The following is a 24,774-nucleotide window of genomic DNA, read 5'->3' as shown; positions in this document are numbered from 1 at the left end:
TGTGCTTCAAAGGTGATAGAAATCCAGCACCGAATTGATGGTGTCGTTAAGCAGCAGCGCATGCTTGCGAGTGATCAGCCAACTGTCGCCATGGGGCTTGAGGCGATAGGTGGCATGCCCGTAGAACTGCTCCGATGTGGCCAGCCGATAGAACAGTGTGTGCCAGTTCAACCGGACCTCCAGCGTGCCGTCCGCCTGCTCGGCGATGCGCACGTTGTTGATCAGGTGCAAGGTGCGCGGCATCGGTGTAGCGGATGCCGCCTTGCCGGTGCGCAGGCGGAACACGCGGTCTTCCAGGCCCGAACGGTTGGCGTAGTAGATCAGCGACATCTCGCGCTTGGGGTCGCGGGTGTAGACGTGCTCAGAGTCCCATTGCGGCAGGTGGAATTCGCTCTGGGGGTCGAACAACTGCACGTAGGCGTCCCAGTCCTGGGCGTCGCACAGCTCGGACTTAAGGTAGAAAAACTGCTCGATCCGATACTGCAATGGCGCATTCATCATTCCACCTCCCGCAGTGTCAGCGCTTGTTGATCCAGGCCCTTGAGCAGGAACTGCTGCCAGTTGCGGTGCTGGTTGACGTACAGGCCTTCATGGGTGAATTCGGTGCCGGTCATGGCCGGCGAGATGCCGATGGCTTCGCTGTTCGGCGTGGGGCCGGTCTCCCAGCGATGGCTGCCGCGTGAAATATCGCTCCAGCGTTCCAGGCGGCCCTGGAAACCACGTTGGGCTTCGCGGAACTCCACCAGGTCGTCCGGAGTGCCCATGCCCGAGACGTTGAAGAAGTCTTCGAACTGGCGAATACGGTTTTCGCGGTCGGCGTCGGATTCGCCTTTCACCCCCAGGCACTGGCTGATGATCTCGGTCTTGTTCCACGCCACCGGACGGATGATGCGCAGCTGCGAGCTGATCTGGTCGAGGAAGAACAGGCTCGGGTAGATATTCAGGTTGCGCAGGCGGTGCATCATCCACTCGGCCTTCTGCTGGCCGTGCTCTTGTACCAGGCGCGGCATGATGGTGGCGTAGCCGGAGCGCACGCTGGGGTTGGGCATGTCGCTGAACAGCACGCTGTGGCCATTGTTGAAGGCGAACCAGCCGTCATCGGTGTTGGCGTCGCCGGCGCCGAGCTTGCTGTAGTCCAGGGTGCTGGCGGACCCGCTGCCGTTCTCGGTATTCACCTGCTGGCGATGCTGCACCGTGGCCACGTAGTTGTAGTGCACGGTGCTGACGTGATACCCGTCCAGGCCGTTTTCGTTTTGCAGTTTCCAGTTGCCGTCGTAGGTGTAGGCCGACTTGCCCGGCAGCACCTCCAACTCACCGGTGGCGGACTGCGCGACCATCATGTCGAAGAACACTTTGGCATCGCCGAGGAAGTCGTCCAGGCTGTCACGGCCATTCACGTCCAGGCTGATGAAGACAAAACCCTTGTAGCTCTCGATGCGGGCCTTTTTCAGGCCGCGTGTCGCCTTGTCGAAACTTTCCGGATATTCCCCCGGCGCCTTGACCTTCACCAGCCGGCCATCGCTCTTGTAGCACCAGGCGTGGAACGGACAGGTGAAGGTGGACTGGTTGCCTTTGCCGACCCGGGTGAGGGTGGTGCCGCGATGCTGGCAGGCGTTGACCAGCGCATTGAGCCGGCCCTCGCCATCACGGGTAATGATCATCGGCTGGCGCCCGGCGTGCATCGTCACGAAGTCATGATGATTGGCCAGTTCGCTTTCATGGCAGGCGTAGATCCAGTTCTTCTCGAAGATCAACTCCATCTCAAGATCGAACAGTTCCGGCTCGGTGAACATGTCGCGGGCGATGCGGAACACGGCGTCTGCCGGGCGAAAATCCAGGCAGCTCTCGATAAAGCTTTTCCATTGCTCGACGCTTCTTGCACCACTCATGGGGGGCACCTTTTGATAATGGCTGAACAGGTGAGCCATTAAGAGGCTGCGACAAGGTGGCGGGCTATCCGCTTAATGGGGGAAGGTGGGCCGCAAAGTTGGGCAGCAAATACCCACGGCGGTGCGGGGCGGTGACGCAACGCGCCACTGTCCGGTGCGGCCAGGGGCGGCAAAACCTGTGGTTTATCCACATAGTCGGCCGTTGCTATCCACCCGGTTGCAATCGGGTCGGCGTGGCGTAGAACTTGCTGTGGAACCACAACGACGCGCCGCCAGAGCGCGCAACCGCCTGACCGCCGTGGGTGCACACTGATGAATAGTCCTACACGCGATATCCATGTCCAACGCTTCGACCTCGAAGGCGCCCGCAGCTGGATGTCCGGCATTTGCGGGCCCCATCGCCTGGCGACGGCCACGCCCGCGCGCCTGCGTTTTCATCACAGCGCCAACGTGTTCAAGTCCCGGGCTACCACCCTGGGGGTGATCGAGTACGGCACCGACGTGACCATCGATATCGAAGACGCCGAGCACTTCAGCAGCTACAGCCTCACGCTGCCGTTGGTGGGGGAGCAGGAGCTGAGCAAGAACGGCCAACGCCTGAGTTCCAACCGCGACCAGGGCGTGATCATCGCGCCCAATGAGCACCAGGTGCTGGCCATATCCGGTGACTGTCGCAAGTTGCAGGTGGTGATCACGCGGGCGGCGATGAGCGAGTCGCTGGAGGGCTTGCTGCAACGGCCGATCGAGGCGCCGCTGCAATTTGAACCGGTGATGGATGCAGTGGAGGGGGCGTCGGCGTCGTGGTGGCGCATGGCGCGCTACTTCATCGCGGAGCTGGAGTGCCGTAGCGAATTGTATGAACAGGCGGCGTTCACCCGAGACCTGGAAAGCTCATTGATCAAGGGCCTGATCCTCGCCCAGCCGAACAATTACTCGGAAGAACTGCGCGACGTATTGGGGGTGAAACTGCCCCATTACCTGATCCGTGCGCGCCAGTACATTCACGACAACGCCCGCGAGGCGCTGCACCTGGAAGACCTGGAAACCGCTGCCGGGGTGTCGCGGTTCAAACTGTTCGATGCGTTTCGCAAGTACTTTGCCCTGTCGCCCATGGCCTACCTGAAGAAGCACCGGCTGAGTGCGGTGCGCCAGGAAATCCTCGAGCATGGATCGATCCGCACCATCTCCGAGATCGCCTTCGGCTGGGGCTTTACCCACCTGGGGCGGTTCTCGGCGGAGTATCGGAAACTGTTCGATGAATCCCCCAGCCAGACGTTGCAACGCATGCGTATGCGCAGTACTTGAAGCTGATGAAGATCAACCTGTGGGAGGGGCGGTGCCTGGGCGATTTCAGATCAGTTCTTCAACCAACTGCAGGCAATGACTGAGCCCCGGCGACTGATCATTCACCCGTCGGCTGAGAATGATCGGCGAGGTCGCCGTCGCTTCCACAACCGGCGTGTAGCCGATATCCGCGCGATGCAGCACCTGCACCGACGCCGGCACCAGTGTCACGCCCATGCCCGCACCGACCAGGCCGATGGCGGTCTGCAGTTCGTTGGTCCACTGCGCCACCTTGAGGCTCAGGCCGTGGGCGTCGAACAGTGCGATCACATGGTCGGCATAGCTGGGGCGCGGGTTGCCGGGGTAGAGCACAAACGGCTCGGCGGCCAGTTGGGCGAGGGTCGCGGGGGCGGCCAGCAAAGGGTGGGCGGCGGGCAGCACGGCCACCAACCGATCCTCCACCAACACCCGCTGGACGATGGCCGGGTCGTCGATGCGAATGCGCCCGAAGCCCACGTCGATACGCCCGGCCTTGAGCGCCTCGACCTGCTGCAAGGTGGTCATTTCCGACAACCCCAGTTCCAGTTCCAACGCCTCATGGGTGCGCAAGCGCCGGATCAATTCCGGCAGCACGCCATACAAGGTCGACGGCGCAAAGCCGATGCCCAGCCAGGTCTTCTCGCCCTGGCCGATGCGGCGGGTGTTGTCGCAGACCTTGGCCAATTGTTCGAGCAACACATTGGCGTGCTCATAGAAAAACCGCCCTGCTTCGGTCAGCCGCAGCGGTCGGCCACGCTCCAGCAGAATCACGCCCAATTCCTCTTCCAATTGCTGGATCTGCCGGCTCAACGGCGGCTGGGCGATGTGCAGGCGTTCGGCCGCACGGGTGAAGTTGAGGGTCTGCCCCAGCACCTGGAAGTAGCGCAGATGACGCAGTTCCATAACGGCTCCTTTCATACCTTAATGGTATTGCTCGAGACCAATTCTATATTGGAAGCCAGGAAAGATGCGGCACAGAATCGACGTAAATCTATAAAGAACCCAGCGGGTATTGCCATGCCGATTTGCGCCATCGAGTCGATCGAGACCATTATCGTCGACCTTCCCACCCTTCGCCCGCACAAGCTGGCGATGCACACCCTGCAAAACCAGACCCTGGTGATCATCCGCGTGCGCTGCGCCGACGGCATCGAAGGCATCGGTGAATCCACCACCATCGGCGGCCTGAGCTACGGCAACGAGAGCCCCGAGAGCATCAAGGTCAACATCGACCGTCACTTCGCCCCACTGCTGATCGGCCAGGACGCCAGCAATATCAACGCGGCCATGTTGCGCCTGGAGCGCAGCATTCGCGGCAACACCTTTGCCAAATCCGGTATCGAAAGCGCCTTGCTCGACGCCCTCGGCAAGCGTCTGAATCTGCCGGTCAGCGAACTGCTCGGTGGGCGTGTGCGCGATGCACTGCCGGTGGCCTGGACCCTCGCCAGCGGCAATACCGCCCAGGACATTGCCGAGGCCGAAAAGATGCTCGACCTGCGCCGCCACCGCATCTTCAAATTGAAGATCGGTGCCGGTGAAGTGGGCGAGGACCTGGCCCATGTCATCGCGATCAAACAGGCCCTGGGCGAACGTGCCAGCGTGCGCGTCGACGTCAACCAGGCCTGGGACGAAGCCGTGGCCCTGCGGGCGTGCAAGGTGCTCGGCGACCACGGCATCGAGCTGATCGAACAGCCGATCTCGCGTAACAACCGTGGCGGCATGGCCCGGCTCAACCTATCGAGCCCGGCGCCGATCATGGCCGACGAATCCATCGAGTGTGTCGAAGATGCCTTCAACCTGGCCCGTGAAGGCGCGGCCTCGGTGTTCGCCCTGAAGATCGCCAAGAACGGCGGCCCCCGTGCGGTATTGCGCACCGCCGCGATTGCCGAAGCCGCCGGTATCGGCCTGTACGGCGGCACCATGCTGGAAGGGGGGATCGGCACCCTGGCGTCGGCGCATGCCTTCCTCACCCTGAACAGGCTGGCATGGGGCACTGAGTTGTTCGGCCCGCTGTTGCTGACCGAAGACATTCTTGCCGAGCCGCCGCTGTACCGCGATTTCCAGCTGCATGTCTCCCACTTGCCGGGCCTGGGCCTGGCCATCGATGAGGAGCGCCTGGCGTTCTTCCGTCGTGACAAACACTAAGAGGCGCCGCCCATGTTGTTCCACGTAAAAATGACCGTGAACCTGCCCGTCGACATGCACCCCGAGCGCGCCGCCAGCCTCAAGGCCGACGAAAAGGCCTTTGCCCAGCGTCTGCAGCACCAGGGCAAATGGCGCCACTTATGGCGCATCGCCGGGCTCTACGCCAACTACAGCGTGTTCGACGTCGACAGCGTGCAAGAGCTGCATGACCTGCTGATGCAACTGCCGCTTTATCCCTACATGGCCATCGAAGTGAATGCCTTGTGCCGACACCCTTCGTCGATCCATGAAGACGACCGCTAGGCCGGTTTTCACCCTGATAACTACAAGATGAGGAACGCACCATGTCCATCCGACTGTCCCAGACTGCCCACGCCCAACGGTTTCTCGAAGAAGCCAGCGGCAACCTCACTGACGGCGGCAACCCGCGCACCAAGGCGCTGATCTACCGGATCCTGCGCGATACGGTAAACATCATCGAAGACCTGGACGTGACCCCGGAAGAGTTCTGGAAGGCGGTCAACTACCTCAACGAACTGGGCAAGCACCAGGAAGCCGGACTGCTCGCAGCCGGGCTCGGCCTGGAGCATTACCTGGATATGCTGATGGACGCCGCCGACGAGGAAGCCGGCAAATCCGGTGGTACCCCGCGCACCATCGAAGGCCCGCTGTATGTGGCCGGCGCGCCGCTGTCGAAGTACGAAGCGCGGCTGGACGATGGCAAGGACGACGCGGTGCCGCTGTTTATGCGCGGGCAGGTGCGCGACACCGACGGCAAGCCGTTGGCCGGGGCGATTGTCGATGTGTGGCAGGCCAATACCGGCGGTACGTATTCGTGGTTCGACCCGACGCAATCCGAATTCAACCTGCGTCGGCGTATCGAGACCGACGCCCAGGGCAACTACCGCTTTCGCAGCATCGTGCCGTCGGGCTACGGCTGCCCGCCGACCGGGCCGACCCAGCAGTTGCTCGATCAACTGGGGCGCCACGGGCAGCGCCCGGCGCATATCCACTTCTTCATCTCGGCGCCGGGGTATCGGCACTTGACCACCCAGATCAACCTGTCGGATGACCCGTACCTGCACGATGATTTTGCCTACGCGACGCGGGATGAGTTGATTGCCGAGATTCGCTTCAGTGACGATCAGCAACTGGCGCGGGAGTTTGGCGTGGAGGGGCGGTTTGCGCAGATTGATTTTGACTTTGAGTTGCAAACCGCCGCAGCGCCGGTAGAGCAAAAGCGTATGCAGCGGGTTCGCGCCCTCGAAGACTAAATGCGGTCAAAAGTGTGGGAGGGGGCTTACCCCCCCACATTTTACCGATGGCGCTGCTCCTATTTGCGTACCACCAGATCAAGCACCTCATCCCGATCCTTGATCTTCTGCAGCACAATCTCCGAGCGGATATCCATCACCCCCGCCGTGCGGTTCAGGTGGTTCACGATAAAGTCCGAAAAGTGCTTGAGGTTGCGCGCCTGCACCCGCAGCACATAGTTGCTGGCGCCGGTGATCACGTAGGCGCTGGCCACTTCCGGCCAGCCTTGCACCTTCTTGATAAACGTCTCATGCCAATCCTCCACATCCTGGCGCAATGACAGGTGGACGATGGCCTCCAGTTCAATCCCCAACTGCTCGGCATTCAACACCGCACGGTAGCCGCTGATAATCCCTTCGCTCTCCAGCAGGCGTAGACGACGCAGGCAGGCAGAGGGCGACAACGCGACTTTTTCCGCCAGTTCCTGGTTGCTGATACGGCCATCCTGTTGCAGGAAATGCAGGAGGCGCAGGTCGGTGGCGTCAAGGATCATGGTTAGAATAAATCCGCGTATTTAGGGGTTAACTTCGAATTTCCTACAGCTTAATTAGCCTGTTGCCCACCACTTTGCACGAAAATTCTTTAAATCTTCGTTCATTATTTGCTGCATCCTCACTGACAAAAACCAGGACAACCCATGACCCCTCGCAGCCATTGCCAAGCCCTCGACACCCAGGACCCGCTGGCGCCGCTACGTCAGCAGTTCGCCTTGCCGCAGGACGTTATCTACCTGGACGGCAACTCCCTCGGTGCGCGTCCGGTGGCGGCGCTGGAGCGGGCGCAGGCGGTCATCGCGCAAGAGTGGGGCAATGGCTTGATTCGCAGTTGGAACAGCGCCGGCTGGGCCGACTTGTCCCAGCGCCTGGGCAACCGCCTGGCGCCGCTGATCGGGGCGCGGGACGGTGAGGTGGTGATCACCGATACCACCTCGATCAACCTGTTCAAGGTGCTCAGCGCCGCCTTGAGCGTGCAGCGCCAACGTGAGCCGGCGCGCAAGGTGATCGTCAGCGAAGCGAACAACTTCCCCACCGATTTGTACATCGCCCAGGGCCTCGCCGAGTTGCTGCAACAGGGCTATTCCCTGCGCCTGGTCAACAGCCCGGATGAATTGCCCGAGGCCATCGATGCGGACGTGGCGGTGGTGATGCTCACCCACGTCAACTACAAGACCGGCTACATGTACGACATGCAGGCGCTCACGGCCTTGAGCCATGAATGCGGCGCGCTGAGCATCTGGGACCTGGCGCATTCGGCCGGCGCGGTGCCCATCGACCTGCACGGGGCCGGTGCTGACTATGCAATTGGCTGCACTTACAAATACCTCAACGGCGGCCCCGGTTCCCAGGCGTTCGTGTGGGTCAACCCGGCGTTGGTGGACCTGGTGCACCAGCCGCTGTCGGGCTGGTTCGGGCATACCCGGCAGTTCGCCATGGAATCCAGCTATGCGCCGAGCGCCGGCATCGCCCGCTACCTGTGCGGCACCCAGCCGATCACGTCGCTGGCGATGGTGGAATGCGGCCTGGAGATTTTCGAACAGACCGACATGGCCCGCCTGCGCAGCAAATCCCTGGCGCTGACCGACCTGTTTATCGAGTTGGTCGAAAGCCGCTGCGCCGCCCACAACCTTGTGCTGATCACTCCGCGCGAGCACGCCCGGCGTGGCAGCCATGTGAGCTTCGAACACCCGGAAGGCTATGCGGTGATCCAGGCCCTGATAGCACGTGGCGTGATCGGTGATTACCGCGAGCCGCGCATCATGCGTTTTGGGTTTACGCCGCTGTATACGAGCTTTACCGAGGTGTGGGATGCGGTGGAAATCCTCGGTGAGATTCTCGATAACACCACCTGGGACCAACCCCAATTCAAGGTCCGCCATAGCGTCACCTGAAGATAATGCAGATCAAAATGTGGGAGGGGGCAAGCCCCCTCCTACAGGGGATCTGTGACAACGGTTAGACAGTACAACCACAATAATAAAGGGGCACACCACGTGACCACGCCAGACAACGGCTTTGCCGAGATCACCCACCGCGAACTGGGCCTGAGGCGCCAGCTCTCTTCCGGCCAGATGAGCATGATCGCCATCGGTGGCGCCATCGGCACCGGGCTGTTCATGGGCAGCGCCTATGCCATCGGCTACGCCGGGCCCAGCGTACTGGTGAGCTACGCGATCGGCGCGTTGATCACCTTGCTGCTGATGGGCTGCCTGGCCGAGATGACGGTGGCCCATTCCACCTCGGGCTCTTTCGGCGCCTATGCCGAGTTCTATATCAGCCCGCTGGCCGGGTTCCTGGTGCGTTACGCCTACTGGGCGGCGATTGTGCTGGCGGTGGGGGCCGAGGTCACGGCGGTGGCGATGTACATGAAGTACTGGTTCGCCCACGTGCCGGAATGGGTGTGGATCGTGTCGTTTTCCAGCGTGCTGATCCTGCTCAACGCCATCAGCGTCAAGACTTTCGGCAACTTCGAATACTGGTTTTCGACGATCAAGATCAGCGCCATTGTCGGCTTCATCATCCTCGCGGTGTACGTGGTATTCGGCTCCGGCAACCCACAATACGGGGTGCAGAACTACACGGCCCACGACGGGTTTTTCCCCCATGGCGTGAGCGGCATGTGGATCGCCGTGATCGTGTCGATCTTCAGCTACCTGAGCGTCGAGATGATCGCCGTGGCCGCCGGTGAAGCGGCAGACCCGGAGCAGGCCGTGAAGAAAGCCTTTCGCGCGACCATCGTGCGGCTGGTGGTGTTTTACCTGCTTACCCTGGCGCTGATGCTCGCCATCGTGCCGTGGAACCAGGCCGGCCAGGCCCAGAGCCCGTTCGTCACGGTGATGCAGACCATCGGCATTCCCGGCGCCACCGGGGTGATGAATTTCGTGATCCTGATCGCGGCCTTGTCGGCGATGAACAGCCAGCTCTACATCACCACGCGCATGATGTTCAGCCTGTCCCGCGCCGGCTTTGCGCCCAGGTCCATGGGGGCCTTGAGCAAGAGCGGCATTCCGCTGAATGCCTTGCTGTTGTCCAGCTCGGGCATCGCCCTGGCGACGCTGTTGAACCTGGTGTACCCGGAAAGTTCGTTCACCCTGATGATGGCTATCTCGATGTTTGGCGCGATCTTCACCTGGTTCATGATCTTCCTCACGCACCTGTTCTTCCGGCGCTATCGCAAGCGCCATGGCGGCGCGAAGCTGTCGTTCCAGTTGCGCCTGTTTCCCTACAGCACGTTATTGGGCCTGGTGCTGATGGGCGCGGTGATGATCACCACGTACTTCACCGAAGCGTTCAAGATGACCCTGGTGTTTGGCGTGCCGTTCCTGCTGATCCTGTCGGCGGTGTATTACGGGGTTTTCCGCAAGGGCAGGGCCAAGGCATCGAACAAGGCCCTGGCGTAACCCGGCAATTGTTCGAACGAACGCGCGCATAACAGCAACGTGCGGCAAGCCCACTCTTCCTGTAACGGTTGGGCGATGAAGCGGCGCGGCGCTGGCCAGCGCGCCAACGCCGCCTGGGGCACGATGCCCAGGCCGGCGCCGCGGGCCACCATGCGAATCAACCCGTCAAAACCGTCGGCGCGGATGCGCGTTTGCACACGAAAGCCCGCGTGCAGTGCCTGTTCTTCCAGGTACACCGCGAGTGCGCTGGCGGCGGCCAGACCCACGTAGTCGTATTGCAGGCTGTCGACAAAGCTCACCGTGCCGCCCGCCAGGGGATGGTCGTGCGGCATGATCAGCGCCAGCGGGTCGTCGCGAAAGGGCAAGGTCTGCAAGCCGTGGGTGTCCACCGCGTCGGAGATGATCCCCAACTCCGCCGTGCCCTGGCGCAAGGCCTGGGTGATGCGCAGGCTGGGCAATTCCTGCAGGTCGATATCGAGGTTGGGGTGTTCGCGCAGAAAGTCCGCAAGCAGTTCCGGCAGGTATTCGCTGAGCGCAGTGGTGTTGCACAGCAGGCGCACCTGGCCTTTGACGCCGTTGGCGTATTCCGCCAGGTCCTGTTGCAGGTGCTCGGCCTGTTGCAACAACAGGCGGGCGTGACGGGCCAGGGCCTTGCCTGCCGGTGTGGGGGTGACGCCGCGACGTCCACGCTGGAGAAACTCGATGCCCAACGACGCCTCCATCGCCCGGATGCGGGCACTGGCGGCGGCCAGGGATAAATGGCTGCGGGCCGCGCCGGCGGTGATGTTGCCGGTGTCGAGGGTGTGCAGGTAGAGGCGCAGGTCGATCAGGTCAAAGTGCATGGCTGATGGCTCGGATAACTGGATTGGCCTCAGGCTCACGCAAAACAAGAGGCTGCCTCAGTATATGGCGAATTTTAGAGCGCATCGAAAAGTCGCACACTCTGCCCATGAATACCTTCCTAGCGTTTTACCAGAACCTCGGCCCCGCCCTTACCTTGCTGGTGATCGGCACCTTCCTGCTGGCCGGTACGGTCAAGGGGGTTATCGGCCTGGGCCTGCCCACTGTCGCCATGGGCATGCTCGGCCTGGCGATGTTACCGGCGCAGGCTGCCGCATTGCTGATCATCCCTTCGACCGTCACCAACCTGTGGCAGTTGGCATTCGGCGGGCACCTGAGTGCTTTGCTCAAGCGCCTGTGGCCGATGTTGCTGCTGATTTTCCTCGGCACCGGGCTGGGCACGGTGTGGCTGGGGATGGACGGCGGGCAATGGGTGGTGCGCGCATTGGGCGCGGCGTTGCTGGCGTATGCACTGAGCGGACTGTTCCTGCCCACGTTCAAGGTCAAGGCCCGGACCGAGCGTTGGCTGGGCCCGGTGTGCGGGCTGATCACTGGCCTCATCACCTCGGCCACCGGTGTGTTTGTGATTCCTGCCGTACCGTACCTGCAGGCACTGGGTTTGAATCGCGATCAACTGGTGCAGGCGTTGGGGTTGTCGTTCACGGTATCGACCCTGGCCCTGGCCGCCGGTCTGGCCTGGCGCGGCACCTTGGGCGCTGGCGCAATCAATGCCTCGTTGCTGGCCTTGGTGCCGGCGCTGCTGGGCATGTGGCTGGGCCAGGTGGTGCGCCAGCGCATCAGTGCGGTGCTGTTCAAGCGGGTATTTTTTATCGGCATGGTACTGCTGGGCGGGCATTTGCTGATCGGCGGTTAACAATTAGCGATCCATTCGTGCCTTGTGGTCAAAGGTATTTTGCCCGGTGGCCGCTTATTCCGAAGGGCCGAGGTGGATAGTCTGCGTCCAGACATTTTCAACCTTCTGGATGCCTCCCATGAAAAAAGTACTCCTGCTCAACGGCGGTAAAAAGTTCGCCCACTCCGACGGCCGCTATAACGCCACCCTGCATGACACCGCCTTGGCGGTGTTGGACCGAGGCGGTATCGACGTCAAGGTCACTCATATCGACGAAGGCTACGACGTGGCCGAAGAGGTCGCCAAATTCCTCTGGGCCGACGTGATCATCTACCAGATGCCAGGCTGGTGGATGGGCGCGCCATGGATCGTCAAGAAGTACATCGACGAAGTCTTCACCGAAGGCCACGGCAGCCTGTATGCCAGCGATGGTCGCACCCGTTCCGACGCCTCGCAGAAATACGGCAGCGGTGGCCTGGTCCAGGGCAAGCACTACATGCTGTCACTGACCTGGAATGCACCGCAGCAAGCCTTCGACGACCCGACCGACTTCTTCGAAGCCAAGGGCGTGGATGCGGTGTACTTCCCGTTCCACAAAGCCAACGAGTTCCTCGGCATGACCGGCCTGCCGACCTTCCTGTGCGTGGACGTGATGAAACGCCCGGCCATCGAGGTGGATGTGGCGCGCTACGAACAGCATCTGGCGCGGGTGTTCAACCTCTCGGTGTAAGCTGCGGTACACCTATAACGAGGACCGCCCGTGAAAGCCCGATCCGATGAGCTACAGATCTTCGTCAGCGTGATTGAGTGCGGCTCGATTTCCGCCGCCGCGGAGCAGGTCGGGCAGACGCCGTCGGCGGTCAGCCGCACCCTGTCGCGCCTGGAAGCCAAGCTTGATACCACGCTGATCAACCGCACCACGCGGCGCATGGACCTGACCGAGGAGGGCAAGTACTTCTTCGAGCAGGCCAAGCTGATCCTGGCGCAGATGGACGAGCTGGAGGAGCGCCTGTCGTCACGCCAGAAAAACCCCGCCGGGCGCCTGCGCATCAATGCCGCCGTGCCGTTCATGCTGCATGGGATCGTGCCCTACATCGCCGAATTCCGCCGTTTGTACCCGCAGATCCAGCTGGAGCTGAACAGCGATGACCTGATCATCGACCTGTTGGAACAGAGTACCGATATTGCGATCCGCATCGGTGCCCTGGCCGACTCCACCCTGCATGCGCGATCCCTGGGCTGTACGCCGCTGCATATCCTCGCCAGCCCCGACTACCTCAAGCAGTACGGCACGCCGACGACGGTCGCCGAGTTGGCTGACCACACCCTGCTGGGCTTTACCCAGACCGAAACCCTCAACCACTGGCCGCTGCGCCATGTGGAAGGTGACCGCTGGCTGATCGAGCCCAGCGTGGCCGCGTCCAGTGGTGAAACCCTGCGCCAGTTGGCGTTGGAAGGGCAGGGCATTTGTTGCCTGTCGAACTTCATGACCGTCGAAGACATCAATGCCGGGCGCTTGGTGCCGGTGCTGGAGGCGTTCAACAGCGGGTATCGCCAACCGATCCACGCGGTGTTCTACCGCAACTCGCAATTGGCGCTGCGCATCCAGTGCTTCCTGGACTTTATCCAGGCCAAGCTGGCGCGGTATGCGTGCTGATTCGTGACCCTCACGCAAGAGTGAATTGGGCGGTGCGGGCTTATTCGCCAGGGATGAGTCCGTAACAATGGACCCATCACTTACCCCGTCAGGAGCACTCTCCATGAACGTATTCATTACCGGCGCAGCCGGTTTTATCGGCGGTTCCATCGCCACTGGCCTGGTCAAGGCCGGTCACACGGTTACCGGCCTGGTACGCAGCGCCGAGCAAGCGGCTGAAATGACCGCCCTGGGCATTCACCCGGTGATCGGTACCCTCGACGATGCTGCTGTGTTGGCCGAGCAAGCGCACAAAGCCGATGCAGTGATCAATGCCGCGAGCAGCGATCATCGTGCCGCAGTGGAAACCCTGCTGGCCGCACTGAAAGGTTCGGACAAGCCATTCCTGCACACCAGCGGTTCGAGCATCGTGGGGGATGCGTCGGGCGGCAAGTCCAGCGATGTCATCTATTTCGAAGACAGCCTGCCGGAACCGACCGTCGACAAGGCTGCCCGCGTGGCCATCGACAACTTGATCCTGGCAGCGGCCAAAGACGGGGTGAATTCGGCGGTGATCTGCAACACCCTGATCTACGGCCACAGCCTCGGTGTGAAGCGCGACAGCGTGCAACTGCCGCGCTTGCTCAAGCAGGCACGCAAGAGCGGCGTGGTGCGCCATGTCGGCACCGGGCAGAACATCTGGTCCAATGTGCACATTGAAGACGTGGTGGCGCTGTACCTGCTGGCACTGACCCGCAACGTGCCGGGCACGTTCTACTTTGTGGAAAGCGGCGAGGCCTCGTTTATCGACATGACCACGGCGATTGCCCAAGCCCTGAACCTGGGCCGGCCGCAGGATTGGCCATTGGCCGACGCTGAGGCCGAGTGGGGCTATGAAATGGCCAACTATGGCCTGGGCTCCAACAGCCGCGTGCGCGGCAGGCATGCCCGCGAGTTGCTGGATTGGGCGCCGAAGCGTACGTCGGTGGTGGAGTGGATTCGTCAGGAGATGGTCTAAGTTTTCCGCCGTTTAGTTGTGGCGAGCGGGCCTGCCCGCGTCGGGCTGCGAAGCGGCCCCCTGTCAGTAATCGCATACATTCAGACAGAAATACGGTGAATGGTTTTGGGGCTGCTTCGCAGCCCAACGCGGGGCAAGCCCGCTCACTACAGGGTGTGTGCTTGCCTTAAAAATCTGGCCCCACCGCGCTCAATTCCGTACCATTCCCCGCCTTATCCCCCGCAATGCCCTGGTACCTCATGAACCTCACCCGTCTGCGCGCCGATGCCCTGGCCGGCCTCACCACGTCTTTCGCGCTGCTGCCCGAGTGCATCGCCTTTGCCCTGGTGGCTCACCTCAACCCGCTGATGGGGCTGTACGGCGCCTTTATCATTTGCACCCTCACCGCCTTGTTCGGTGGCCGGCCCGGCATGGTGTCCGGGGCGGCAGGCTCGATGGCGGTGGTGATCGTCGCGCTGGTGGTGCAGCACGGCGTGGAGTACCTGCTGGCCACAGTGCTGCTGGGCGGGCTGATCATGGTCGCGTTCGGCCTGTTGCGCCTGGGCAAGCTGGTGCGCATGGTGCCGCACCCGGTGATGCTGGGGTTCGTCAACGGCCTGGCGATCATCATTGCCCTGGCCCAGTTGGAACATTTCAAGAACGGTGAGAGCTGGCTCAGCGGCATGCCGTTGTACGTGATGACGGGCCTGGTGCTGGTGACCATGGCCATCGTCTACCTGCTGCCGCGCATCACCCGTGCGGTGCCGCCGGCCCTGGTGGCGATCCTTGGCGTGGGCCTGGCCGTGTACCTGCTTGGCCTGCCGACCCGTACCCTCGGCGACATGGCCCACATCGCCGGCGGACTGCCGAGCTTCGCGCTGCCGCAGATCCCCTGGACCCTGGAAACCCTCGGCATCATCGCCCCCTATGCGTTCCTGATGGCCATGGTCGGCCTGCTGGAAACCCTGCTGACCCTGAACCTCACCGACGAAATCACCGAGACCCGTGGCTATCCTGACCGCGAGAGCGTGGCCCTGGGCGCGGCGAATATGCTCTCGGGCCTGTTCGGCGGCATGGGCGGTTGCGCGATGATCGGGCAAACCGTGATCAACCTCAGCTCCGGCGGGCGCGGACGTTTCTCCGGGGTGTTCGCCGGGGTGATGATCCTGCTGTTTATTTTGTTTCTGTCACCGCTGATCGAGCGGATCCCGCTGGCGGCGCTGGTGGGGGTGATGTTCGTGGTGTCCCAGCAGACCTTCGCCTGGGCGTCCCTGCGGGTGATCAACAAGGTGCCGCTCAATGATGTGCTGGTGATCATCGCAGTGACCGTGATCACGGTGTTCACCGACCTGGCCACCGCCGTGCTGTGCGGCATCGTGATCGCAGCACTGAACTTTGCCTGGCAACAGGCCCGTGAGCTGTACGCCGATGAGCATCTGGAAGCGGATGGCAGCAAGCTCTATCGCCTGCACGGCACGCTGTTCTTTGCCTCGACGACGCCGTTCCTGAACCAGTTCGACCCGGCCAACGACCCCGCCCAGGTGACGCTGGATTGTCGTCACCTGAGCTTTGTCGACTACTCGGCGATTGCCGCGCTGATGACCCTGCGCGAGCGCTACAGCAAGGCCGGCAAGCATTTGCGCGTGCTGCATTTGTCCGAACGCTGCAAGAAGCTGCTCAAGCGCGCGAGGGTGCATCACGACTGATTTTATGGCCCGACCAGGTCTTCCAGTTCCTGGGCGCGGGTCTGGGTCATGTCCAGCACGCAGCCGGTGCCGTTGACCTGGTCGATGGTGCCGCCGGTAGCCGAGCCGGCGAAGGCACAATTGGCGTCACGGTACTTGATCCACAGGCGCTGCAGGTCCTGCAGTTGCTGCCTGCGGTTGCCTTCCTGGGCGGCGAGGGCGGTTTTGTAGGCTTTGTTCAGGCGCGTGTCCTGCACCTTGGTTTCCTTGACGTTGCAGCTGACCATGTCGGCAGTGGTGTTGGCGCCGTCCATGCATTTTTTCAGCGCCGGGTTGTCGGCGGCGGCGGCAGTGCCGCACACAGCGAGAAGCAGGGCGCCGGCGGCGAGTGTCGTACGAATCATGCTCGATTTTCCTGGCAACGGTGGATGTGCATTCTATGACTCAAGGGTATTCGTTGAGTTTCCAGCCTTCTCCGATCTTCATGTAAGAACACCCCCCGGATTTTCATGCACGGCCCTTGGGCATGTCCCAACGCGACAGCGCTTATCCGTGGGCGAAAGTTACTTTCATGAAATTTGAAAATGCTCCTCGGTAATGATTTATGAGTTTCACAATCAATTCGACGTGACCCTTTCCGAGGAGTACCGCATGGCCGCATCACCGGGCTTCGGGCTGTTGGCATACGCTGCCATCGCCATCATTGCTTTGATCGTGCTGATCGCACGTTACCGGCTCAACCCGTTTATCGTCATCACCCTGGTGTCCATCGGCCTGGCGCTGATGGCCGGGATGCCGGCGGATACCATCATGGGCTCCTACGAGGCGGGCGTCGGCAAAACATTGGGGCATATCGCCCTGGTCGTGGCACTGGGCACCATGCTCGGCAAGATGATGGCCGAGTCCGGTGGCGCCGAGCAGGTGGCGCGCACCCTGATCAACCGTTTCGGCGAACGGAATGCCCATTGGGCCATGGTGTGCATCGCCTTCCTGGTGGGGCTGCCGCTGTTTTTCGAAGTGGGCTTTGTGCTGCTGGTGCCAATCGCCTTTACCGTGGCGCGGCGCGTGGGGGTGTCGATCCTGATGGTCGGCCTGCCGATGGTCGCCGGTTTGTCGGTGGTGCATGCGCTGGTGCCGCCGCACCCGGCAGCGATGATGGCCGTGCTGGCGTATAACGCGTCGGTGGGGCAGACCGTGCTCTATGCGATCCTCATCGGTATACCCACGGCGATCATCGCCGGCCCGGTGTACGCCAAATTCATCGTGCCGCGTATTCACCTGCCGGCGGAAAACCCACTGGAACGCCAATTCATCGAGCGCGAGCCCCGTGAGCGTTTGCCGAGCTTCACACTGACCATGGGCACCATCCTGTTGCCGGTGGTGCTGATGATGATCGGCGGTTGGGCCAACGTGATCTCCACCCCAGGTACGGGCTTCAACCAGTTCCTGCTGTTTATCGGCAACTCGGTGATTGCGCTGCTGGTGGCGACCCTGGTGAGTTTCTGGACCCTGGGCCTGGCGCAGGGCTTCAACCGTGAGTCGATCCTCAGGTTCACCAATGAATGCCTGGCGCCGACTGCGAGCATCACCTTGCTGGTGGGTGCGGGCGGTGGCCTGAACCGGATCCTCGTGGATGCAGGCGTCACTCATGAGATCCTCGGCCTGGCCCACGCGTTTCAGTTGTCGCCGCTGGTGATGGGGTGGCTGTTTGCGGCCCTGATGCGCATCGCCACAGGTTCGGCCACGGTGGCCATGACCACCGCATCCGGCGTGGTTGCGCCGGTCGCCCTGGGCCTGGGTTATCCACACCCGGAATTGCTGGTGTTGGCCACTGGCGCGGGTTCGGTGATCTTTTCCCACGTTAACGACGGCGGCTTCTGGCTGATCAAGGAATACTTCAATATGACGGTGATCCAGACCTTCAAGACCTGGACCGTATTGGAGACGCTGATCTCTGTGGTTGCCTTCGGTCTGACTTACGGCCTGTCCTGTATTTTGTAACCCGGAGCCTTCATGGACATCCTCTACCAGATCCGCGCCCGTCAGGATTCTTTCAGCGCCGGCGAAGGGCGTATCGCCAGGCTGATGCTGGAGGACGTGGGCTTTGCCGCCTCGGCCAGCCTGGAAGAGCTGTCCCAACGGGCCGAGGTCAGTACCGCGACGTTGTCGCGGTTTGCCCGCAGTGTCGGTTGCCGGGATTTGCGCGACCTGCGCCTGCAACTGGCCCAGGCCAGCGGCGTCGGCAGCCGCTTCCTGGACCCGGCGGGGCTGCCTGAACAGTCGGCATTTCATCGGCAGATTCTCGGCGATATCGAAGCGACGTTGCGCCAGCACTTGTCGGGTTTCAACCAGGCCAGCTTTGTCGATGCGGTCAACCTGCTGGGCAGGGCGCGGATGATCCACGCGTTCGGCATGGGCGGGCCGTCGAGTTTGTGCAGCGATGAATTGCAGGTGCGCCTGGTTCGCCTGGGCTACCCGATTGCCGCCAGCCACGACCCGGTGATGATGCGTGTCACGGCGGCAACCCTGGGGCCGGAACACGTGCTGATTGTCTGCTCGCTCACGGGCCTCACCCCTGAGTTGCTCGATGTGGTGGCGCTGGCACGCAACTACGACGCGCGCATCGTCGCCATCACCCTGGCCGACTCACCCCTGGCGCAGTTGGCGGATGTGCTGCTGCCGCTGCAACCGGCCGAAACCAGTTTTATCTACAAACCCACGGCGGCGCGCTACGGCATGCTGCTGGCCATCGACCTGCTCGCCACCGAACTGGCGCTGGCCCTGCCCGACGACAACCAGGAACGCTTGCGCCGGATCAAGCTGGCCCTCGACGATTATCGCGGCGGCCCTGACCGCATGCCGCTTGGAGATTGACATGACGTACGACACGCTGATTCGCCAGGCGCTGATCATCGATGGCAGCAACACCGAAGGGTTTGTCGCCGATGTGGGGCTGCGTGACGGGCGCATCGAGACGATCGGTGACTTATCGACGGCGGTGGCCGCGCATGAAATCGACGCGACAGGCCGGGTGCTGGCGCCGGGCTTTATCGATGTCCACACCCATGACGACACGGTGGTCATCCGCCAGCCGCAGATGCTGCCCAAGCTCAGCCAGGGCGTGACCACTGTGATTGTCGGCAACTGTGGCATCAGCGCCTCACCAGTGAGTTTGCGCAGCGATCCGCCGGACCCGATGAACTTGTTGGGTAGCGCTGCGGCGTTTGTTTATCCCCGTTTCAGCGACTATCGCAGCGCCGTTGAAAGCGCTCATCCAGCGGTGAACGTCGCGGCATTGATCGGCCACACGGCGCTGCGCAGTAACCACATGGACGACCTGCATCGCACCGCCACAGCGGATGAAATCACTGCCATGCGTGTGCAGTTGCACGAGAGTCTCGAGGCCGGCGCCCTCGGTTTATCCACCGGCCTGGCCTACGCCAGCGCGTTTAATGCCGAGACCGATGAGGTGCTGCAACTGAGTGAAGAACTCACGGCCTTCGGTGCGGTGTACACCACCCATTTGCGCAGCGAATTCGAACCGGTGCTGGAGGCGATGGACGAGGCTTTTCTGATCGGTCGGCACGCACAGGTACCGGTGATCATTTCCCACCTCAAATGTGCGGGCGCGGGGAACTGGGGGCGTAGTCCGCAGCTGTTGGCGGCGTTGGAGTCGGCGGCGAAAACCCATCCGGTGGGGTGTGATTGTTATCCCTACGCGGCCAGTTCTTCGACCCTGGACCTCAAGCAGGTGACCGACGCATTTCGCATCACCATTACCTGGTCGACGCCGCACCCGGAAGTGGGGGGGCGCGACTTGCAGGACATTGCCGGCGAATGGGACGTCTCGTTGATGGATGCCGCTCGTCGTCTACAGCCTGCGGGAGCGGTGTACTACGGGATGGATGAAGCGGATGTGCGACGCATCCTTGCGCATCCATTGTCGATGGTGGGGTCTGATGGGTTGCCCGAAGACCCGTTTCCACACCCACGCTTGTGGGGGGCGTTTCCACGGGTGCTGGGACATTTCAGCCGGGATGTCGGCTTGTTCCCGTTGCATACCGCCGTGCACAAGATGACCGGCTTGTCGGCAGCGCGTTTTGGGTTATCCGAGCGTGGTGAAATTCGTGAAGGGCACTGGGCCGACCTTGTGTTGTTCGATCCGTTGCGGGTGCGGGATGTGGCGGATTTCAATGAGCCACAGCGGGCAGCGCAAGGCATTGATGGCGTGTGGGTCAACGGCGTATTGAGCTACAGCGATGGCCAAGCGAACGGTCAGCGACCGGGGCGCTTCCTGGCGCGCAGTGGGGATTTGCGTGGTGGGTTTTCGACTCTATAGTGGGCGCTTTCATACACGGAGCGGTTGCCATGCACTTAGGAAACGTCACCCCCATCCTGCGGATTTTCGACGAGGCCAAGGCCTTGGAGTTCTACGTCGACTTCCTGGGATTCAAGGTCGATTGGCAGCATCGCTTTGAGGCGAACTATCCACTCTATCTGCAAGTGTCGCTGGGCGATTGTGTACTGCACCTGTCCGAACATCATGGCGATGCTTCGCCGGGCGCGGCGGTGCGGATTCAGGCGCAAGGGGTGGACACGTATCAGCAGCAGTTGGCGGGCAAGGATTACCGTTACGCCAAGCCTGGGGTTGAGGAAACGCCTTGGGGATCGCGGGAGATGAGCATCAAGGATCCGTTTGGGAATCGGGTGGTGTTTGTTGAGGAAGGTGAGGGCTGAGAGGTAAATCGCAGGCAATAAAAAACCGCCTTGGTAGGCGGTTTTTTATTGCAATCCCGGTTAGTAGCTGGGGTTGCATATTCAGCGGAAGCTATGACCAGCATCCTAGGGCCCACATGTTCCGGTAAGTGTGCTGGAGGTAAGGCCCAATTCACGGAGGGCCGAGTATGTCCAGGTTTGCCTGTGGCGAGGGAGCAAGCTCCCTCGCCACAGTGAGAGCGGTTTTTACACCCGGAAGTGACTGACCATCTGCTGCAACTGGCTACCCAGTCGCGCCAGTTCCACACTGGATTTAGCGGTCTCATTACTGGCGGTGGCGGTCTGTTCCGACACATCACGCACATTCACGATGCTGCGGCTGATCTCTTCGGCCACGGCGCTTTGTTCCTCGGCGGCAGCGGCGATCTGCTGGTTCATGGACTGGATGTTCGACACCGTGCGGGTGATATTTTCCAGGGACACACCGGCCTTGCGCGTCAGTTCGACACTGCTGTCGGTGAGGCTGCGGCTGTTGTTCATCACATTGGCGACTTGCTGGGTGCCGTTCTGCAAACCGGCGACCAGGCCTTCGATTTCCTCGGTGGATTTCTGCGTGCGCTGGGCCAGGCCACGCACTTCGTCGGCGACCACGGCAAAGCCGCGACCGGCTTCACCGGCACGCGCCGCTTCGATCGCTGCGTTGAGCGCGAGCAGGTTGGTCTGTTCGGCCACCGCCTTGATCACGTCCATCACGCTGCCGATCTTGTTGCTCTCTTGTTGCAGGTGCGCCATGGCATCGGTGGAACGTTCCACTTCGGCGGCCAGGCGTTCGATCTGGGCGATGGCCTCGGCCACCACTTTATCGCCTGCGCGGGCCTGGCCGTCAGCGTCGGCGGCAGCCAGAGAGGCTTGCTCGGCGTTGCGTGCGACTTCCTGCACAGTGGCGGTCATTTCGTGCATTGCCGTGGCGACCTGATCGGTCTCGATCTTCTGGCTGTTCACACCGGCGCTGGTCTGCTCGGTCACGGCCGACAACTCTTCGGCGGCGCTGGCGATCTGGGTCACGCCGTCGCGAATCCCGCTGATCAGTTCACGCAAGGTGGTGCCCATGCGCTGGATGCCTTGTTGCAGTACGCCCAGCTCATCGCGACGGGTGACCTGGATATTGTGGCTCAGGTCGCCGGAGGCGATGCGCTCAACCACGGCCAGGGTTTCCTGCAGTGGGCGGGTGATCTGGCGGGTGATCACCAGTGCCGCGATGATACCGACCAGCAGTGCCAGCAGCGTGCTGATCAACTGCAGGCTACGGGCCTGGGCGCTTTCGGCGTCGCGACGATCCAGCTGGATGTCGTAGAGCTTGTCGCTGATGGTGACGATGTCGGCGCCTTGGGTGGTCATTTCGGCACGGGCAGCCACGATGTTGGCGTTGGCCGTCTTGTAGTTTTGAACGGCTGTGCGATAGGCGCCCAGGGCGGTTTCCAGGGCGCTCAGCGCGCTTTGCTGGCTGGCGCCGAATGCGACACTGAGGCCTTTCAAGCCGCCGATGGCTTTCTCGATTTGTGCCGCCGCGCGGGCTTCGGTGTCCGGGTTGACGTTGTTGGTGTAGCCACGCACTTCGTAGCGGGCCAACTGGAACGCCTGCTTGGCGTTGGTCACCGCCTGGAACTGAGTGAAGCGCTCCGGGCTGTCGGGCATCTGCTGCACGCTGGTGTCCAGCGCATCGATCTGGGCGTTGGCGATATCGGCCTTGTCCCCCATGACCTGGCGAGCAGCGTTGCCGTTACGGTAAGCCTCACGCATTTTGTTCAGGGATTGCTGATAAGCCGTGATGATGGCTTTCTGCTCGTTGAGCAGCTTGACGTTTTCCGGGCTCTTGAAGCTGTCCAGGAGTTTCTGTTGCTGGGCAGCAAAGGCATCCAGGCTGCTCTGCACGTTCTGCGCCACGGCTTCATCGCCGTTGGCCAACATGTATTGCAGGCGCACGATGCGCAGTTTGGTCAGCGACGCGTTGAGCTGGGTAATGTCGCTCATCCAGTTACTGCGGTCGATCAGGCTGCCCAGGCTGGTCCAGCCGGTGAAGGCCAGGATCGAGGTGAGAACCAGTACCAGGCCAAAGCCCAGGCCCAGTTTGAGGTTGACGCTGATGTTACCGAACCAGCTGTTCATCGAATGCTCCGCGAAGGTGATTTTTTGTCTGCTGGACGGTGTTGTTGTTTGAGCCAGCCAAAGTGTGTAGCGCTGTATCGGCGGGGAGGGTTGAATCTGAAGCGCTTTTATTGCGCGTGCGACGAAGGGTCGCGATCCCGGTGCCGCGCCGCGGTGGGGGGCTCATCACCAGCAGGTCTTGTGTGCTAGTCTGCTGGCCCTTTTAGTTCAGGGCGGCGCGCACATCACTGTTTCCAGTGCTGCCCTACAGCGGAGCCTCTTCATGTCCGAAGTTAATCTGTCCACCGACGAAACCCGCGTCAGCTACGGTATCGGCCGTCAGTTGGGCGACCAACTGCGTGACAACCCGCCACCGGGTGTGAGCCTGGACGCGATCCTGGCTGGCCTGACCGACGCATTCGCCGGCAAACCAAGCCGTGTTGACCAGGAGCAAATGGCTGCCAGCTTCAAGGTCATCCGCGAAATCATGCAAGCCGAGGCCGCTGCCAAGGCTGAAGCCGCTGCCGGTGCTGGCCTGGCGTTCCTGGCTGAAAACGCCAAGCGTGATGGCATCACTACCCTTGCTTCCGGCCTGCAATTTGAAGTGCTGACGGCCGGTGATGGCGCCAAGCCCACCCGTGAAGACCAGGTGCGCACTCACTATCACGGCACCCTGATCGACGGCACTGTGTTCGACAGCTCCTACGAGCGTGGCCAGCCTGCAGAATTCCCGGTGGGTGGCGTGATCGCCGGCTGGACCGAAGCCCTGCAACTGATGAATGCCGGCAGCAAATGGCGCCTGTACGTGCCGAGCGAACTGGCTTATGGCGCTCAAGGCGTTGGCAGCATTCCGCCGCACAGCGTGCTGGTATTCGACGTCGAGCTGCTCGACGTTCTGTAAGACCTGCTTTTGATTACCTGTAGGAGCGAGCTTGCTCGCGAAAAACGTCAACGATGACGCGGGCATCCTGGATGAGCGCGTTGTTTGTGCGGTCTTCGCGAGCAAGCTCGCTCCTACAGTGTTTTGCTGGTTTTCTCATGGATGGAACTTGCCATTGAGCTCCGTCGCCGGGCGCAACGCTCGGGCATAGCAGAACAGAAACAGATTGCGCACCACTTCCTTGAGCACTCCTGGTTCACTCGAACTCAGGCCGTTGACGTCCAGGTCACCCTGATCCTGCAATTCATTCAGCGCTTCTTCTTCCAGCACCGCACAGACTTCGCCGGTTTCCCGATGAAGGATGCGCAGGTAAGGGTGTGGGCGGTCGAGCCAGGCATCTATCAAATAAGTCATGGGTACATCTCCTTGATGGGTTTCAATGAGAATAATTCTTATTCGTAGAATAGCAAGTGCCTATTGGCAGTTTCCTGGTTTTTCTGTGTGGATATTGCGAGGGGTCAACGGGGAGGGCAAAACGCCATCCCGCGCGGGCGCGGGATGGATGCAGCAGGTTCAGACTTTGCGCACGAACTCGGACTTGAGTTTCATCGGGCCGATACCGTCGATCTTGCAATCGATATCGTGGTCGCCGTCGCACAGGCGGATGTTCTTGACCTTGGTGCCGACCTTCACGACCAGGGACGTGCCCTTGACCTTGAGGTCTTTGATCACGGTGATGGTGTCGCCGTCCTGCAGGACGTTGCCCACAGAGTCTTTCTTCACGGTTTCATCGCCGGCTGCTTCGGCCTCGCCATTGGCGGACCACTCATGGGCGCATTCCGGGCAGATCAGCTGGGCGCCGTCTTCATAGGTGTATTCGGAATTGCATTTCGGGCAGGGTGGCAACGTGCTCACTAAAGCTCCTTGAGATTCAGGGATGACTAAAAGTCGCAC

At 61.7% G+C, this 24,774-nt stretch carries 25 protein-coding genes; 16 read left to right on the top strand and 9 right to left on the bottom strand.

Annotated features, from left to right (window positions below; genetic code table 11):
• Nucleotides 1–6 precede the first annotated feature (6 nt).
• Nucleotides 7–498 (bottom strand): anthranilate 1,2-dioxygenase small subunit, encoded by a 492-nt coding sequence (gene antB, locus J3D60_RS16355; RefSeq protein ID WP_065925950.1) that lies wholly within the window; start codon nucleotides 496–498, stop codon nucleotides 7–9.
• Entirely contained in the window at nucleotides 498–1,889 is a 1,392-nt protein-coding gene (gene antA / locus J3D60_RS16350) for an anthranilate 1,2-dioxygenase large subunit (protein WP_253492031.1), read from the bottom strand. The genes antB and antA overlap by 1 nt, the downstream gene beginning before the upstream one ends.
• A 312-nt stretch (nucleotides 1,890–2,201) precedes the next feature.
• Between antA and J3D60_RS16345 the strand changes: the two genes are divergently transcribed.
• Nucleotides 2,202–3,194 (top strand): helix-turn-helix domain-containing protein, encoded by a 993-nt coding sequence (locus J3D60_RS16345; RefSeq protein WP_253492030.1) that lies wholly within the window; start codon nucleotides 2,202–2,204, stop codon nucleotides 3,192–3,194.
• Nucleotides 3,195–3,239: 45 nt separating this feature from the next.
• Here J3D60_RS16345 and J3D60_RS16340 read toward each other — a convergent pair whose 3' ends face one another.
• The gene (locus tag J3D60_RS16340; protein ID WP_253492029.1) at nucleotides 3,240–4,115 is read right to left on the bottom strand and encodes a LysR family transcriptional regulator; all 876 of its coding nucleotides are present in this window, start codon (nucleotides 4,113–4,115) and stop codon (nucleotides 3,240–3,242) included.
• Nucleotides 4,116–4,229: 114 nt separating this feature from the next.
• On the opposite strand from J3D60_RS16340, the gene J3D60_RS16335 reads away from it, so the two are divergent.
• Genes J3D60_RS16335 through catA form a run of 3 tightly spaced genes read left to right on the top strand, consistent with a single transcriptional unit; the run spans nucleotide 4,230 to nucleotide 6,631 of the window.
• Complete coding sequence (locus tag J3D60_RS16335) at nucleotides 4,230–5,357, top strand: muconate cycloisomerase family protein (RefSeq protein ID WP_253492028.1); 1,128 nt, start codon at nucleotides 4,230–4,232, stop codon at nucleotides 5,355–5,357.
• A 12-nt stretch (nucleotides 5,358–5,369) separates the two neighbouring features.
• The gene (catC, locus tag J3D60_RS16330; RefSeq protein WP_027607668.1) at nucleotides 5,370–5,660 is read left to right on the top strand and encodes a muconolactone Delta-isomerase; all 291 of its coding nucleotides are present in this window, start codon (nucleotides 5,370–5,372) and stop codon (nucleotides 5,658–5,660) included.
• Between the two features lie 41 nt (nucleotides 5,661–5,701).
• Nucleotides 5,702–6,631: a catechol 1,2-dioxygenase gene (gene catA, locus J3D60_RS16325; RefSeq protein ID WP_253492027.1), complete on the top strand. Its 930-nt coding sequence runs from the start codon at nucleotides 5,702–5,704 to the stop codon at nucleotides 6,629–6,631.
• A gap of 59 nt (nucleotides 6,632–6,690) precedes the next feature.
• Here catA and J3D60_RS16320 read toward each other — a convergent pair whose 3' ends face one another.
• A complete protein-coding gene (locus tag J3D60_RS16320) occupies nucleotides 6,691–7,164 on the bottom strand; it encodes an Lrp/AsnC family transcriptional regulator (RefSeq protein WP_003176072.1) in 474 nt (157 codons plus the stop codon).
• 144 nt (nucleotides 7,165–7,308) lie between these two features.
• Here J3D60_RS16320 and kynU point away from each other — a divergent pair, with 144 nt between their 5' ends.
• Both kynU and J3D60_RS16310 read left to right on the top strand, forming a co-directional pair.
• The gene (kynU, locus tag J3D60_RS16315) at nucleotides 7,309–8,559 is read left to right on the top strand and encodes a kynureninase (protein WP_253492026.1); all 1,251 of its coding nucleotides are present in this window, start codon (nucleotides 7,309–7,311) and stop codon (nucleotides 8,557–8,559) included.
• Between the two features lie 102 nt (nucleotides 8,560–8,661).
• Entirely contained in the window at nucleotides 8,662–10,068 is a 1,407-nt protein-coding gene (locus J3D60_RS16310; RefSeq protein ID WP_253492025.1) for an amino acid permease, read from the top strand.
• Here the strand turns inward: J3D60_RS16310 and J3D60_RS16305 are convergent.
• Nucleotides 10,014–10,910: a LysR substrate-binding domain-containing protein gene (locus tag J3D60_RS16305; protein ID WP_253492024.1), complete on the bottom strand. Its 897-nt coding sequence runs from the start codon at nucleotides 10,908–10,910 to the stop codon at nucleotides 10,014–10,016. The two genes, J3D60_RS16310 and J3D60_RS16305, sit on opposite strands and share 55 nt — an antisense overlap.
• A gap of 107 nt (nucleotides 10,911–11,017) precedes the next feature.
• On the opposite strand from J3D60_RS16305, the gene J3D60_RS16300 reads away from it, so the two are divergent.
• From J3D60_RS16300 to J3D60_RS16280, 5 genes are all read left to right on the top strand, one after another.
• A complete protein-coding gene (locus J3D60_RS16300; RefSeq protein WP_253492023.1) occupies nucleotides 11,018–11,782 on the top strand; it encodes a sulfite exporter TauE/SafE family protein in 765 nt (254 codons plus the stop codon).
• Nucleotides 11,783–11,900: 118 nt separating this feature from the next.
• The gene (locus J3D60_RS16295; protein ID WP_027607662.1) at nucleotides 11,901–12,491 is read left to right on the top strand and encodes an NAD(P)H-dependent oxidoreductase; all 591 of its coding nucleotides are present in this window, start codon (nucleotides 11,901–11,903) and stop codon (nucleotides 12,489–12,491) included.
• Nucleotides 12,492–12,521: 30 nt separating this feature from the next.
• On the top strand, nucleotides 12,522–13,418 hold the full coding sequence (locus J3D60_RS16290) for a LysR family transcriptional regulator (protein ID WP_065938995.1): 897 nt from the start codon (nucleotides 12,522–12,524) through the stop codon (nucleotides 13,416–13,418).
• A 103-nt stretch (nucleotides 13,419–13,521) separates the two neighbouring features.
• Complete coding sequence (locus tag J3D60_RS16285) at nucleotides 13,522–14,415, top strand: NAD-dependent epimerase/dehydratase family protein (RefSeq protein ID WP_253492022.1); 894 nt, start codon at nucleotides 13,522–13,524, stop codon at nucleotides 14,413–14,415.
• Between the two features lie 239 nt (nucleotides 14,416–14,654).
• The gene (locus tag J3D60_RS16280; protein WP_253492020.1) at nucleotides 14,655–16,100 is read left to right on the top strand and encodes a SulP family inorganic anion transporter; all 1,446 of its coding nucleotides are present in this window, start codon (nucleotides 14,655–14,657) and stop codon (nucleotides 16,098–16,100) included.
• 2 nt (nucleotides 16,101–16,102) lie between these two features.
• Here the strand turns inward: J3D60_RS16280 and J3D60_RS16275 are convergent, their stop codons facing one another.
• Nucleotides 16,103–16,483, bottom strand: a complete 381-nt coding sequence (locus tag J3D60_RS16275) for a lysozyme inhibitor LprI family protein (protein ID WP_065938998.1) — start codon at nucleotides 16,481–16,483, stop codon at nucleotides 16,103–16,105.
• A gap of 247 nt (nucleotides 16,484–16,730) precedes the next feature.
• Between J3D60_RS16275 and J3D60_RS16270 the strand changes: the two genes are divergently transcribed.
• Genes J3D60_RS16270 through J3D60_RS16255 form a run of 4 tightly spaced genes read left to right on the top strand, consistent with a single transcriptional unit; the run spans nucleotide 16,731 to nucleotide 20,816 of the window.
• On the top strand, nucleotides 16,731–18,080 hold the full coding sequence (locus J3D60_RS16270) for a gluconate:H+ symporter (RefSeq protein WP_253492018.1): 1,350 nt from the start codon (nucleotides 16,731–16,733) through the stop codon (nucleotides 18,078–18,080).
• Nucleotides 18,081–18,092: 12 nt separating this feature from the next.
• A complete protein-coding gene (locus J3D60_RS16265; RefSeq protein ID WP_253492016.1) occupies nucleotides 18,093–18,953 on the top strand; it encodes a MurR/RpiR family transcriptional regulator in 861 nt (286 codons plus the stop codon).
• Between the two features lies 1 nt (nucleotide 18,954).
• Nucleotides 18,955–20,418, top strand: coding sequence for an amidohydrolase family protein (locus J3D60_RS16260; protein ID WP_253492014.1), 1,464 nt, complete (start codon nucleotides 18,955–18,957; stop codon nucleotides 20,416–20,418).
• A 29-nt stretch (nucleotides 20,419–20,447) separates the two neighbouring features.
• Entirely contained in the window at nucleotides 20,448–20,816 is a 369-nt protein-coding gene (locus tag J3D60_RS16255) for a glyoxalase superfamily protein (RefSeq protein WP_253492012.1), read from the top strand.
• A 225-nt stretch (nucleotides 20,817–21,041) separates the two neighbouring features.
• Here J3D60_RS16255 and J3D60_RS16250 read toward each other — a convergent pair whose 3' ends face one another.
• Complete coding sequence (locus tag J3D60_RS16250) at nucleotides 21,042–22,961, bottom strand: methyl-accepting chemotaxis protein (protein WP_253492010.1); 1,920 nt, start codon at nucleotides 22,959–22,961, stop codon at nucleotides 21,042–21,044.
• 262 nt (nucleotides 22,962–23,223) lie between these two features.
• On the opposite strand from J3D60_RS16250, the gene J3D60_RS16245 reads away from it, so the two are divergent.
• Nucleotides 23,224–23,841, top strand: coding sequence for an FKBP-type peptidyl-prolyl cis-trans isomerase (locus J3D60_RS16245; RefSeq protein ID WP_003176055.1), 618 nt, complete (start codon nucleotides 23,224–23,226; stop codon nucleotides 23,839–23,841).
• Between the two features lie 135 nt (nucleotides 23,842–23,976).
• On the opposite strand, the gene J3D60_RS16240 is transcribed toward J3D60_RS16245, so the two are convergent.
• Complete coding sequence (locus tag J3D60_RS16240; protein ID WP_003194088.1) at nucleotides 23,977–24,234, bottom strand: hypothetical protein; 258 nt, start codon at nucleotides 24,232–24,234, stop codon at nucleotides 23,977–23,979.
• Nucleotides 24,235–24,393: 159 nt separating this feature from the next.
• Nucleotides 24,394–24,735 carry a zinc ribbon domain-containing protein YjdM gene (locus J3D60_RS16235; protein WP_017254008.1) on the bottom strand — a complete coding sequence of 114 codons (342 nt, stop codon included), beginning with the start codon at nucleotides 24,733–24,735 and terminating at the stop codon, nucleotides 24,394–24,396.
• Nucleotides 24,736–24,774: the final 39 nt, after the last annotated feature.

Origin of the sequence: Pseudomonas sp. S3E17, assembly GCF_024168685.1 — a bacterium.
Classification (GTDB): domain Bacteria; phylum Pseudomonadota; class Gammaproteobacteria; order Pseudomonadales; family Pseudomonadaceae; genus Aquipseudomonas; species Aquipseudomonas marginalis.
This window is presented reverse-complemented; position numbering and strand designations above follow the sequence as displayed.

Excerpts from the sequence above, each read along its gene's own strand:
- antB (WP_065925950.1), bottom strand. The coding sequence starts at position 498 with ATGAATGCGCCATTGCAGTATCGGATCGAGCAGTTTTTCTACCTTAAG.
- antA (WP_253492031.1), bottom strand. The coding sequence starts at position 1,889 with ATGAGTGGTGCAAGAAGCGTCGAGCAATGGAAAAGCTTTATCGAGAGC.
- J3D60_RS16345 (WP_253492030.1), top strand. The coding sequence starts at position 2,202 with ATGAATAGTCCTACACGCGATATCCATGTCCAACGCTTCGACCTCGAA.
- J3D60_RS16340 (WP_253492029.1), bottom strand. The coding sequence starts at position 4,115 with ATGGAACTGCGTCATCTGCGCTACTTCCAGGTGCTGGGGCAGACCCTC.
- J3D60_RS16335 (WP_253492028.1), top strand. The coding sequence starts at position 4,230 with ATGCCGATTTGCGCCATCGAGTCGATCGAGACCATTATCGTCGACCTT.
- catC (WP_027607668.1), top strand. The coding sequence starts at position 5,370 with ATGTTGTTCCACGTAAAAATGACCGTGAACCTGCCCGTCGACATGCAC.
- catA (WP_253492027.1), top strand. The coding sequence starts at position 5,702 with ATGTCCATCCGACTGTCCCAGACTGCCCACGCCCAACGGTTTCTCGAA.
- J3D60_RS16320 (WP_003176072.1), bottom strand. The coding sequence starts at position 7,164 with ATGATCCTTGACGCCACCGACCTGCGCCTCCTGCATTTCCTGCAACAG.
- kynU (WP_253492026.1), top strand. The coding sequence starts at position 7,309 with ATGACCCCTCGCAGCCATTGCCAAGCCCTCGACACCCAGGACCCGCTG.
- J3D60_RS16305 (WP_253492024.1), bottom strand. The coding sequence starts at position 10,910 with ATGCACTTTGACCTGATCGACCTGCGCCTCTACCTGCACACCCTCGAC.
- J3D60_RS16300 (WP_253492023.1), top strand. The coding sequence starts at position 11,018 with ATGAATACCTTCCTAGCGTTTTACCAGAACCTCGGCCCCGCCCTTACC.
- J3D60_RS16295 (WP_027607662.1), top strand. The coding sequence starts at position 11,901 with ATGAAAAAAGTACTCCTGCTCAACGGCGGTAAAAAGTTCGCCCACTCC.
- J3D60_RS16285 (WP_253492022.1), top strand. The coding sequence starts at position 13,522 with ATGAACGTATTCATTACCGGCGCAGCCGGTTTTATCGGCGGTTCCATC.
- J3D60_RS16280 (WP_253492020.1), top strand. The coding sequence starts at position 14,655 with ATGAACCTCACCCGTCTGCGCGCCGATGCCCTGGCCGGCCTCACCACG.
- J3D60_RS16275 (WP_065938998.1), bottom strand. The coding sequence starts at position 16,483 with ATGATTCGTACGACACTCGCCGCCGGCGCCCTGCTTCTCGCTGTGTGC.
- J3D60_RS16270 (WP_253492018.1), top strand. The coding sequence starts at position 16,731 with ATGGCCGCATCACCGGGCTTCGGGCTGTTGGCATACGCTGCCATCGCC.
- J3D60_RS16265 (WP_253492016.1), top strand. The coding sequence starts at position 18,093 with ATGGACATCCTCTACCAGATCCGCGCCCGTCAGGATTCTTTCAGCGCC.
- J3D60_RS16260 (WP_253492014.1), top strand. The coding sequence starts at position 18,955 with ATGACGTACGACACGCTGATTCGCCAGGCGCTGATCATCGATGGCAGC.
- J3D60_RS16255 (WP_253492012.1), top strand. The coding sequence starts at position 20,448 with ATGCACTTAGGAAACGTCACCCCCATCCTGCGGATTTTCGACGAGGCC.
- J3D60_RS16250 (WP_253492010.1), bottom strand. The coding sequence starts at position 22,961 with ATGAACAGCTGGTTCGGTAACATCAGCGTCAACCTCAAACTGGGCCTG.
- J3D60_RS16245 (WP_003176055.1), top strand. The coding sequence starts at position 23,224 with ATGTCCGAAGTTAATCTGTCCACCGACGAAACCCGCGTCAGCTACGGT.
- J3D60_RS16240 (WP_003194088.1), bottom strand. The coding sequence starts at position 24,234 with ATGACTTATTTGATAGATGCCTGGCTCGACCGCCCACACCCTTACCTG.